General features: G+C 66.0%; 9 protein-coding genes. 7 read left to right on the top strand and 2 right to left on the bottom strand.

All coding sequences use genetic code 11. The features are described from left to right. Positions 1–126: 126 nt before the first annotated feature. Positions 127–927 carry a dienelactone hydrolase family protein gene (locus DGN21_RS13525; RefSeq protein ID WP_160954509.1) on the top strand — a complete coding sequence of 267 codons (801 nt, stop codon included), beginning with the start codon at positions 127–129 and terminating at the stop codon, positions 925–927. 270 nt (positions 928–1197) lie between these two features. On the opposite strand, the gene DGN21_RS13520 is transcribed toward DGN21_RS13525, so the two are convergent. Further along, positions 1198–2196: a polyprenyl synthetase family protein gene (locus DGN21_RS13520; protein ID WP_016902370.1), complete on the bottom strand. Its 999-nt coding sequence runs from the start codon at positions 2194–2196 to the stop codon at positions 1198–1200. 273 nt (positions 2197–2469) lie between these two features. Here DGN21_RS13520 and DGN21_RS13515 point away from each other — a divergent pair, with 273 nt between their 5' ends. Beyond that, positions 2470–2991, top strand: coding sequence for a single-stranded DNA-binding protein (locus DGN21_RS13515; protein ID WP_024939378.1), 522 nt, complete (start codon positions 2470–2472; stop codon positions 2989–2991). Positions 2992–3301: 310 nt separating this feature from the next. Here DGN21_RS13515 and DGN21_RS13510 read toward each other — a convergent pair whose 3' ends face one another. Then, positions 3302–4807: a sensor domain-containing diguanylate cyclase gene (locus tag DGN21_RS13510; protein WP_184429062.1), complete on the bottom strand. Its 1506-nt coding sequence runs from the start codon at positions 4805–4807 to the stop codon at positions 3302–3304. Positions 4808–5079: 272 nt separating this feature from the next. On the opposite strand from DGN21_RS13510, the gene DGN21_RS13505 reads away from it, so the two are divergent. The 5 genes from DGN21_RS13505 (at position 5080) to DGN21_RS13485 (ending at position 11457) form a co-directional block, all read left to right on the top strand. Beyond that, complete coding sequence (locus DGN21_RS13505; protein ID WP_126965885.1) at positions 5080–6087, top strand: NAD(P)-dependent alcohol dehydrogenase; 1008 nt, start codon at positions 5080–5082, stop codon at positions 6085–6087. A 550-nt stretch (positions 6088–6637) separates the two neighbouring features. Beyond that, on the top strand, positions 6638–7288 hold the full coding sequence (gene paoA, locus DGN21_RS13500) for an aldehyde dehydrogenase iron-sulfur subunit PaoA (RefSeq protein WP_024939376.1): 651 nt from the start codon (positions 6638–6640) through the stop codon (positions 7286–7288). Next, positions 7285–8235, top strand: a complete 951-nt coding sequence (locus DGN21_RS13495; protein WP_104583108.1) for a xanthine dehydrogenase family protein subunit M — start codon at positions 7285–7287, stop codon at positions 8233–8235. Before paoA ends, DGN21_RS13495 begins: the two co-directional genes overlap by 4 nt. A 1-nt stretch (position 8236) precedes the next feature. After that, positions 8237–10444: an aldehyde oxidoreductase molybdenum-binding subunit PaoC gene (gene paoC / locus DGN21_RS13490; RefSeq protein WP_215824948.1), complete on the top strand. Its 2208-nt coding sequence runs from the start codon at positions 8237–8239 to the stop codon at positions 10442–10444. Then, entirely contained in the window at positions 10441–11457 is a 1017-nt protein-coding gene (locus DGN21_RS13485) for an XdhC family protein (protein ID WP_167763943.1), read from the top strand. Before paoC ends, DGN21_RS13485 begins: the two co-directional genes overlap by 4 nt. Positions 11458–11589: the final 132 nt, after the last annotated feature.

Raw genomic sequence — 11589 nt, 5'->3', positions numbered from 1 at the left:
CATCCGCCCCGGGTTTTTCGACGGCCGTGGCAGAACGCCGACGCGATCGGTCCGTCGGCGTCCACGCTGACCCGGTGTGCACGGCGGCAGCGCCTACACTCGCCGGACCTTCCCGGGAGCAGGCACATGCACAAGCAATGGAGATGGCGTGGCGTTGGGTTGTTCGGTGTCTTGGCGTCGCTGGCGTTGCCCGCCGCCGCAGCGATGCAGGCCAAACCGCTGGAATGGACGGTCGGCAAGGACACCTTCAGCGGCGTGCTGGTCTACGACGACGCCGGTGCCGCCAAGCGCCCAGGGCTGGTGATGGTGCCGAACTGGCGCGGGGTCAACGATTCGGCGGTCACCAAGGCCAAGCAACTGGCCGGCGACGACTATGTGGTGCTGGTTGCCGACGTCTACGGCAAGGGCAAGCGTCCGGCCAACGACAGTGAGGCCGGGCAGTTTGCCGGTGCGCTGAAGAAGGACCCGCCGACGCTGCGCGCCCGCGCGCTGAAAGCAGTGGATGTGCTCAAGGCGCAGGCCGGCAAGGCGCCGCTGGATGCATCGCGCATCGGTGCGGTGGGGTTCTGCTTCGGCGGCACCACGGTGCTGGAGCTGGTGCGCGCCGGTGCGCAACTGGCCGGTGTGGTCAGCCTGCACGGTGGCATCGCCACCCCCAGCCCGGCGGCGGCCGGCTCGGCCAGGACGCCGCTGCTGGTGCTCAATGGCGCCGACGACAAGAGCGTGAGCAAGGCGGACATCGCCGCCTTCGAAACCGAGATGAATGCGGCCGGCGCGGACTGGCAGTTCGTCAATTTCAGCGGCGCGGTGCATTGCTTTGCCGAAGCCGATGCCAACAGCCCGCCAGGCTGCCTGTACAACCCGCGTGCGGCGAAACGTGCCTACCGCATGCTCGGCGATTTCTTCGCCGAACGCTTTGGCGATTGACAAGGTGGCCAGAGGCGGCTGACCGCCGCACTGGCGGTCGTCGGGTGTGGCAGATGGCGCGCAGACATGCGGTGCCGGAGTGGGGTGCCGATCCCGGACATGGATCGGATGGCGCACGCAGCATCGGTGTGTGACGCGTTCAGAGGCCGTGTGACAAGGCGCCGCAACCCTGGCATGGGTTGCGGCAGCGTTTCCGCCGGAAAGGCGAGGGTGACCGTCGGCTGTCAGCCCGTTCAGTGAGCGCGGCAGGCGAACCTGCCGCCGCCCGGCTCAATGCGTGCGTTGCACCGCATACCGCGCCAGGCCGCGCAATGCCGCAACTGCGGGGCTGGGCGGCAACGTGTCCAGCGCCTGTTCGGCAGCGGCGGCATATTCGGCGGCACGCTGGCGGCTGTAATCCAGGCCGCCGGTGGCATGAATCGCCGCCAGCACTTCGGGCATTGCGCTCGCATCGCCTTGTTCGACGATCTGGCGCAGGCGCTCCCGGGTGCCCGCATCCGAGTGCGCCATGGCGTGGATCAGCGGCAGGGTCGCCTTGCCTTCGGCCAGGTCGTCGCCCAGGTTCTTACCCAGGTCCGCGGCGTCGGCAGCGTAGTCGAGCACGTCATCGGCAATCTGGAAGGCAAAGCCCAACTGCATGCCGTAGTCGTACAGGCGCTGCTGCACCTGCGCATCCGCGCCCGAGGCCAGCGCGCCCAGGCGGGTGCCGGCGGCAAACAGCACCGCGGTCTTGCGCTCGATCACGCGCAGGTAGGCGGCTTCGTCGGTGTCGGGGTTGTGCACGTGCAGCAGCTGCAGCACCTCGCCTTCGGCGATGCGGTTGGTGGTGTCGGCCAGGATCTGCATGACTTCCATGCGATCCAGCTCCACCATCAACTGGAAGCTGCGCGAATACAGGAAATCGCCGACCAGCACGCTGGGCGCGTTGCCCCACAGCGCATTGGCGGTGCTGCGCCCGCGGCGCAGGTCCGATTCGTCCACCACGTCGTCGTGCAGCAATGTGGAGGTGTGGATGAACTCGATGATCGCCGCCAGTTGATGGTGCTCCGGGCCGGAGCCGCCAGCGGCGTGGCCGGCCAGCATCACCAGCATCGGACGCAGGCGTTTGCCGCCGGCGGAGATGATGTGATCGGCGATCTGGTTGATCAGCACGACATCCGAGGCCAGACGGCGGCGGATCAGCGCATCGACCGCGGCCATGTCGGGCGCGGCGAGGGACTGGATCTGGGGCAGGCCCAGGACGGTGGGGAGGTCTTCGGCGATGGTCATGCGCAGGCGTTCGTGATGTGCGCCGATTATAGGTGTCTGGGCCAGATCCGTCCCGCTGGCCGTGTCCGACGGCCTCCAGCGTGGCCGCAAACCCTTGCGGCGCCAGCGTCGGGCCTGTCCGGGAGCGTCCGGATTCCGACCTGCCGGCGCGGCATTTCCCGGCCCGGCGCTGCGGCGATCCGCCGGGACCGTGGCCGGCAGGTGCGGTAACATTAGCACCAAGACATTCACCGCCGCGCCCACTGGCGCCGGCGCATCATCTCGGAAGCATCTATGGCCCGCGGCATCAACAAAGTCATCCTCGTCGGCAACCTCGGCAACGATCCCGACACCAAGTACACCCAGGCCGGCATGGCGATCACGCGCGTGAGTCTGGCCACCACCAGCATGCGCAAGGACCGCGATGGCAACAACCAGGAGCGCACCGAGTGGCACCGCGTGGTGTTCTTCGGCAAGCTGGGCGAGATCGCCGGCGAGTACCTGCGCAAGGGCTCGCAGGTGTATGTCGAAGGCGAGCTGCGTTACGACAAGTACACCGGCCAGGACGGCGTGGAGAAGTACAGCACCGACATCGTCGCCAATGAGATGCAGATGCTCGGCGGCCGTGGCGAAGGCGGTGGTGGTGGCATGGGCGGCGATCGCCCGCAGCGCAGCCAGGCGCCGCGCCAGCAGCAAGGTGGTGGCGGTGGTGGTCAGGGCGGCGGTCAGGATTATGCCCCGCGTCGTCAGCAGCCGGCCCAGCAGCAGTCGGCACCGCCGATGGACGATTTTGCCGACGACGATATCCCGTTCTGATCGGTAGCCAGCCTTGGTTGTCATTCAAAAGGCCCGCATCGTGCGGGCCTTTTGCTTGCTGGCCGCTGTTGCATCGACGCGGGCCGTGCTGTTCCGATCCGAAGCGCCCTGGACGCGCAGGTTGCCCGACCAGTACGACGGCGCCACTGACCTGTCCACCAAGCGTGGCTAACAGCACCTCGCGCGCAATCGCCAGGTGGCTGAGAACGCCGCACACCCAACACCCATGGAATGTCTGCCTGACACATGCCGATTCCGGACATGGGCCGCGCCCACCTGGCGTTGCGCGCAGTTTTTACTGCCAGGTGCGCTACGCCGACGTCCGGTCGCGGCCGTTCTGCTTGGCGCGATATAACGCCGAGTCGGCGTCGTGCACGAAGGCATCCGGGGTGCGTGGCGTTTCGCCCGGTTCGAACGTCGCTACGCCGACGCTGACGGTGACGTGTGCGCTGGTCGGGCTGGACAGGTGCATCAGCCCGAGCCCGGCGACGGCGCTGCGAATTGCGTCGGCCAGCCGCAGTGCGCCGGCGGCATCTGTCTGCGGCAGGATCATGCCGAACTCTTCGCCGCCGTAGCGCGCGGCAATGTCTTCGCTGCGCCGTGAGCAACCGGCAATCGCGCGCGCGACCAGGCGCAGGCAGGCGTCACCGTTGACGTGGCCATAGGTGTCGTTATAGAGCTTGAAATGATCGACATCGATCATCAGCACCGACAGCGGCGCCTGTCGATGCACAGCCTGCTGCAAGGCACGCGAGAGCCGGTGGTCGAACGCACGGCGGTTGGCAATGCCGGTGAGTGCATCCATCCAGGCTTCGGAGCTGAGTTTGTCCTCGTTGCGATGCATGCGGCGCAGTTGCAGATCCAGCCAGATACCGACGCCCAACAACAATACGCATCCCAGGGCGGCGATCAGGATTCGCTGGCGTGCGGATTGCCGCCAGTTGGCCAACGCGTCATCGACGGCGACCCCGGTCAATACGGTCAATGGATAGGCCTGCGCTGGCGCAAAGCTGGAAATGCGCTCCACGCCGTCGATCGGCGAACGATAGGTGGCCGTGCCATGCCTGCGCGCACGCATGGTGACGTAGATCGAAGTGCCTGCGATCGAGGTGCCGATCACGCCCGGTTTGTCGGGCCGGCGCACCAGCACGATGCCGTCGTCATTGGTCATGCCGATGGTGCCGTTCGGACCGACCTCGAAGGTGCTGTAGTAGTTCTGGAAATACTTCAGTTGCAGCGTGACCAGGACCACGCCGGCAAATTCGCCGCGGGGGGTATTGAGGCGCCGGCTCAAGGTGAGCACCCAACTGCCATCGGAGCGACTCTGCACCGGCGGCCCGACCAGCGACAAGGCGTCGCGATGGTCGCGGTGATATTTGAAATAGGCGCGATCGGCGTTGTTGTGCTTCCTGGGCGTGCTGTCCAGTGACGAACTTACCCAGCTGCCGTCGGCCGCATAGATGAAAATGCCATGCAGCCGGTCCGAGCGACGCGCTTCATGCACCAGGAAGTCATGCATAACCGGTCCCGCACTGGCCGAGCCCTGGTCGTGCTCCACCCGCGACACCAGTCCCGACAGCACGGCATCGGCGATCGTCAGGGTATCGCTGGCATGCTGCGCCAGCGAATTGGCGAGGTTCAACGATTGCGCTTCGGCGGTATGCAGCGCACTCGCGCGCTCGTCGTGGATGGACCAGTATTCCGAACCAAGCAGCAACAGGCACGAAATGCCCAGCACGAAGTGCAGAGCGATGCGTTGTGCTCGTTGCCGTCGCCGCTTGCCGGGTGATGTCACGGGAGTTACCTGTCTGGACATCAGAACGTTGCAACCGCCGTGCCAGCTTAGCCGTGGGCGCTGGGTGGAATCGTTTGCATCGTGAGGCGCAATGCCGATCTGTGATTGATGCCTCATGCGTTGCACGGCAGCTCGCCCGGTATGCGACTGCGTTGCTGTCCAGCCTGCTGTCGTTACGCGCTCGATGCTGCTACGAAATCGCGAGCCCAGAACAGATTCCAAAGCCAGCTCGACTGCATGCGGATAACGCCCGGCGTGTTATCCCGAAGATCGATCACAGCAAGGAGCGCCCCATGCGCGCGATTCGTTTAGCTCAGCCTGCAGGCCTGAATGCATTACATGGTGTTGCCTTGCCCGACCCCGGGCAGCCGGCACGCGGTCAGATCAGGGTGCGGCTGCATGCAAGCTCGTTGAATTTCCATGACCTTGGCGTGGTGTCAGGGCAGATGCCGACCGCTGACGGCCGTATCCCCATGTCCGACGGTGCCGGCGTGGTCGAGGCCATCGGGCCGGAAGTGGATGAGTTCGCCGTTGGCGATCAGGTGGTGTCCACCTTCTTCCCCGAGTGGCTGGATGGCGAGCCGCTGCATGCCGGCTTTGCCACCACGCCCGGCGATGGCGTCGATGGCTATGCACGCTCTGCGGTGGTGGCCGCCGCCCATGCGTTCACACACGCCCCGGCCGGCTACAGCCATGCCGAAGCGGCGACCCTGACCACGGCCGGCGTTACCGCATGGCGCGCTCTGGTGGTCAACGGCGGACTCAAGGCCGGCGACAGCGTGCTGGTGCTCGGCACCGGCGGTGTGTCGATCTTTGCATTGCAGTTCGCCAAGGCGATGGGTGCCACCGTCATCGCGACATCGTCGTCCGACGAGAAACTGGCCAAGGCGCGCGCGTTGGGCGCAGACCATGTCATCAATTATCGGCAGCATGCCGAGTGGTCGGCGCAGGTGCTGGAGATCACCAACGGCCGTGGCGTGGATCACGTGGTCGAGGTCGGTGGGCCGGGCACGTTGGCGCAATCGATCCGCGCTGCACGGGTCGGCGGGCATATCGCCTTGATCGGCGTGTTGACCGGTGCCGCAGGCCCGGTGCCGACCGCGGAAATGATGGGCCGGCAGCAGCGCCTCCAGGGGCTGGTGGTCGGCAGTCGCACGCATCAACAGCAGCTGGTGCGTGCACTGGATGCCTTGCCGCTGCGGCCGGTGATCGATCGCGCCTTCGCGCTCGACGATATCGCCGACGCCTTCGCGCTGCAGCAGGCAGGCGGCCATCTGGGCAAGATCGTGCTGGAATTCTAGGAGCGGTTGAAGACGTGCCGCGCTTGCCGTCAGGCGGGCGCGGCCGCTGTGTGGGATCGGAATGGATCACCCACACACACTGCAATTCCACGCTATCCACACTCGCCTGACGGCCGATCGCCACGCGCTGGCCGCCGCTCAAGAGCGGTCGTTCGTGTCCGGATGTTCTCAATGCAGCGTATCCGGATGCAATGGAGCACCGCGGCGTGTAGATGGAAGCACGCGCGCAGACGCAGATGACATCGTCGTTGTCAGCACATGGAAAGGTCCCGAACCATTTCAAGAACCTGGGGCGCGCTGCAAAACGCGAGCTGCCAGCAGCACACACGAGTGTCGTGCAGCGAGTACGCAACCCACTCCAACAATGATGAGCGCGTTTCATAGGCGCATGCAGTCCATGCCGTCAATGCCCGCCTGCAGCGCCTCTAGAATCGGGCCATACCGCCGATTCGCGCCCGCACGCACTCGCCGCATGCTCACGCGATTGTGACCGGCCGCGCTGCACATTATTTAAGAACTGTATAAGCCAGCATTGTTGGAGATGCCAGCCATGAGAGATATCAAGATGACCCGTCGCGAGGTACTGATCGCTGGCACGGCGTCGGCAGCCAGCGTTGCCGCAACCCAGTCGATGGCCGCCACTGCAGCCAATGCGATGTCGCAGCGGCAGGCAGTCGAGCCTGCCAACGCATCGAGCCAGGTCGCATTCGAAGTCAACGGCAAGCCGGTGACGCTGACCCTGGACAATCGCACCACCTTGCTGGATGCACTGCGCGAACACCTGCATCTGACCGGTACCAAGAAAGGCTGCGATCATGGCCAATGCGGTGCCTGCACCGTGATCGTCGATGGGCAGCGGATGAATTCCTGCCTGTCGCTGGCGGTGATGCATCAGGGCGGCAAGATCACCACCATCGAAGGCCTGGGCACGCCGGACAAGCTGCATCCGATGCAGGCGGCCTTCGTCAAGCACGATGGATATCAGTGCGGCTATTGCACGCCCGGGCAGATCTGTTCGGCGGTGGCGGTGCTGGACGAAGTCAAGCGCGGCATTCCCAGCCATGTCACCGACGATCTGACTGCCAAGACCAGGCTCACCACGCCGGAATTGCAGGAGCGCATGAGTGGCAACATCTGCCGCTGCGGTGCGTATTCCAACATCGTCGATGCGATCAATGATGTCGCGGGAGAGCGCGCATGAAGGCGTTTAGCTACGAGCGTGCGACTTCGCCCGCCGACGCTGCGGCCAAGGCGGCGCGCCAGCCGGGTGCCAAGTTCATCGCCGGCGGCACAAACCTGCTCGATCTGATGAAACTGCAGATCGAGACGCCCTCGCACCTGATCGATGTCAACGGGTTGAGCCTGGATACCATCGAGGAAACACCCGATGGCGGCCTGCGCATTGGCGCCCTGGTGCGCAATACCGAGCTGGCAGCGGATGCCCGTGTGCGTCGCGATTACGCCGTGCTGTCGCGTGCATTGCTGGCAGGTGCGTCGGGGCAACTGCGCAACCGCGCCACCACCGCAGGCAATCTGCTGCAACGTACGCGTTGCCCGTATTTCTACGACACCAACCAGCCATGCAACAAGCGCCTGCCGGGCAGCGGTTGCGCGGCGATCGGTGGCTTCAACCGGCAGCTGGCGGTGATCGGCGTGAGCGAAGAGTGCATCGCCACCCATCCCAGCGATATGGCCATCGCCATGCGCGTGCTGGATGCGGTGGTCGAAACGGTGCGTCCGGATGGACAGACGCGTGCGGTGCCGTTGTCCGAGTTCTACCGTGCGCCTGGCAAGACGCCGCATCTGGAAACCGTGCTGGAACGCGGCGAGCTGATCACCGCGGTGAGCCTGCCCAAGCCGCTCGGCGGCACGCATGTCTACCGCAAGGTGCGCGATCGCGCCTCCTACGCATTCGCCCTGGTGTCGGTTGCGGCGGTCGTGCAACGCGATGGCAGCGTGCGTGTCGGCGTCGGCGGTGTCGCCCACAAGCCGTGGCGCAGCGAGGCGGCCGAAGCACAGTCGCGCCAGGGCGCGCGTGCGATTGCCTCCGTGCTGCTCGACGGCGCACAACCCACCGAACACAACGCCTTCAAGCTGCCGCTGGTTGAGCGCACCTTGACCGCGATCCTGGCCGACACGAGGGCCTGATATGAAATTCGACACTCCCGCCAGTACCAATCCCATCGACCAGCTCAAGGTGGTCGGCAAGCCGGTCGATCGTATCGACGGTCCGCTCAAGACCACCGGGCAGGCGCCGTATGCGTACGAGCATCACGATCTGCCTGGCCATGCCGCCTATGGCCATATCGTTGGCGCCGGCATCTCCAAGGGCAGCATTCGCAGCATCGATCTGAGCGCCGCGCGCAATGCACCGGGCGTGCTCGGCATCGTGACTGCGCAGAATGCAGGCAAGTTGCAGAAAGGCAAGTACAACACGGCCAAACTGCTCGGCGGCCCGGAGATCCAGCATTACCACCAGGCCATTGCGGTGGTGGTGGCCGAGACCTTCGAGCAGGCACGTGCCGCAGGCCAGCTGATCAAGGTCGACTACGGTCGCCACGTCGGCGCCTACGATCTGGAAAAGGCCCGCGATGGCGCCAAGGTCACCAAGGAGGGCGGGGCGCCGAATAGTGTGGTCGGCAATTTCGATAGCGCCTTCGTGGCAGCGCCGGTGCAGCTGGATGCCGAGTACACCACGCCCGATCATTCGCACGCGATGATGGAGCCGCACGCATCGATCGCCATGTGGGAAGGCGACAAGCTGAGCGTGTGGACCTCCAACCAGATGATCGACTGGAGCGCGGGCGATCTGGCCAAGACGCTGGGGATCCCGCGCGAAAACGTGCGTCTGATGTCGCCGTACATCGGTGGCGGCTTCGGCGGCAAATTGTTCCTGCGTGCCGATGCGGTGCTCGCCTCACTGGCCGCGCGCCAGGTCGGACGCCCGGTCAAGGTGATGCTGCCGCGGCCGCTGATCTTCAACAACACCACGCATCGCCCGGCCACCGTGCAGCGCATCCGTATCGGTGCACAGCGCGATGGCAAGATCACCGCGATCGCGCACGAGAGCTGGTCCGGCGACCTGCCCGAGGGCGGCCCGGAAATCGCGGCCGCGCAGACCCAGTTGCTGTATGCCGGCGCCAATCGGTTGATTTCCACGCGCCTGGCGGTGCTCGATCTGCCCGAAGGCAACGCGATGCGTGCGCCGGGCGAAGCGCCGGGTCTGATGGCGCTGGAAGTGGCCATGGACGAGATGGCCGAGAAGCTGGACATGGATCCAGTCAAGTTCCGCATCGTCAACGACACCCAGGTGGATCCGGAAAACCCGCAGCGTCCGTTCTCGCAGCGTCAGTTGGTCAAGTGCCTGGAAGACGGCGCAAAGCGTTTCGACTGGTCCAAGCGCAAGGCCAAGCCGGCCAGCAACCGCGATGGGCGTTGGTTGGTCGGCATGGGCGTGGCGGCCGCGTTCCGCAACGCGCCGGTGATGACCTCCGGTGCACGCATGCGGCTAGAGCAGGGCGGCCGGGTGGTAGTGGAAACCGACATGACCGATATCGGTACCGGCTCCTACACCATCATTGCGCAGACCGCTGCGGAGATGATGGGCGTGCCGCTGGATTGGGTGGACGTGCGCCTGGGCGATTCCAGCTTTCCCGCCTCGGCCGGTTCCGGTGGACAGTGGGGTGCGAACAGTTCAACAGCCGGTGTGTATGCCGCGGCAGTGAAACTGCGCGAAGCCGTCGCCAAGCAGCTGGGGCTGGACCCGGCCAAGGCCGAATTCGCCGATAGCCATGTGCGTGCCGGCGGCAAGCGCATCGCGCTCGGTGATGCCGCGGCCAATGGCGCCCTGGTGGTGGAGGACAAGATCGAGTTCGGCGAGCTTTCCAAGACGCATCAGCTGTCGACCTTCGGCGCGCACTTTGTCGAAGTCGGCGTGGATGTCGCCACCGCCGAGGTGCGCATCCGCCGCATGCTGGCGGTGTGCGCGGCCGGACGCATCCTCAACCCCAAGTCTGCGCGCAGCCAGGTCATCGGCGGCATGACCATGGGCGCGGGTGCAGCGCTGATGGAAGAGCTGGCGGTGGACAAGCGGCTGGGCTTCTTCGTCAATCACGACCTGGCCGGTTACGAAGTGCCGGTGCATGCGGACATCCCGCATCAGGAAGTGGTTTTCCTGGAAGAAAGCGACCCGATATCGTCGCCGATGAAGGCCAAGGGGGTCGGCGAGCTAGGCATCTGCGGCGTGGCAGCGGCGATCGCCAATGCGGTCTACAACGCCACCGGCGTGCGCGTCCGCGATTACCCGGTGACGCTGGACAAGCTGCTGCCGCATCTGCCCGAGTTGCTGCGCGCGTGAGTGCGGTGGTGGCCCCGGTCACGCATGCAGCGCCGGCCGAGCCGGCGTGGCCGGCATGGCCGAGCTATGCCCTGCACGATGACCTGCTGCCCACGCTGACCGCCTGGCATCGGGCGGGGCAGCGCGTGGCCATCGCCACGCTGATCGACGTGCAAGGCTCGTCGCCGCGCCCATTGGGAAGCGAGATGGCCATCAGCGCCGATGGCCGGGTGGCTGGCTACGTCTCCGGCGGCTGCGTGGAAGCGGCAGTGGCGCACGAGGCCAGCGCCGCCTTGCGCGACGGCATGCCGCGCTGGCTGGACTACGGCGAGGGCAGCCAGGTGCTGGACATCCAGCTCAGCTGCGGCGGCCGTATCGGCGTGCTGGTCTGGCCGGTCCAGGACCTGGGCGAGCATCTGGCACGCTGGCGCAATGCGCGCCAGCACCGTCGCCCGTTCCATGTCGCGCTGGATCGGAGCACCGGCGCCGTCCGTTACCCGGTCAGCCCGCAGGACCTGCGTCCCGATGAATTCCTGCGTACGCACCGGCCGCCGCTGCGGCTGGTGCTGGTCGGTGCCGATCCTGCGCTGCTGGTGCTGGTGTCGCTGGCCAGCCAGATGGGTATCGAGGTACGCGTGCTGCGGCCGCATGGTCCCAGCGAACCACCGCCCGGCTTGGCCGCCGACCATTACGATCGCCGTGCATTGGGCGACGCGCTGCAGGACCTGCATCTGGATGCGGACACGGCGCTCTACAGCCTCGCACATGACGGCGACAGCGACCTGCAGGTCGCCTGCCGCGGGCTCGCCTCCAGGGCTGCCTGCATCGGCATCCTGGGCAGCCGCCAGAAGCGGGAAGCACGCCTGCAGGCACTGCGTGCGCTCGGCTATGACGATGCCGCGCTGGCCAGATTGCGGTTGCCGGCGGGCTGGCGTATGGGGCGCTCCTCCCCGCATACGATTGCACTGGGCATCATTGCCGAAGCCACCCAGGCGGTCGCCGATGGGCAGGCTGCTGCTGCGTTGGCTGGCTAGGAACGGCCACCAAGACGGCGGCGCTCACCGCCATGCAGAGCGCGGACAGTAATCGTAGGTACCACTCATACTGCGATTGCTTGGCGCCATCCGCATCGGCTTGACGACCGCTCGCTACGTTCCGTTAGCCAC

The sequence above is a fragment of the Xanthomonas sp. MLO165 genome (genome assembly GCF_018831305.1).
GTDB classification, from domain to species: Bacteria; Pseudomonadota; Gammaproteobacteria; order Xanthomonadales; family Xanthomonadaceae; genus Xanthomonas; species Xanthomonas arboricola.
The sequence above is the reverse complement of the archived record's forward strand: the minus strand, read 5'-3'. Positions and strand labels throughout refer to the sequence as shown.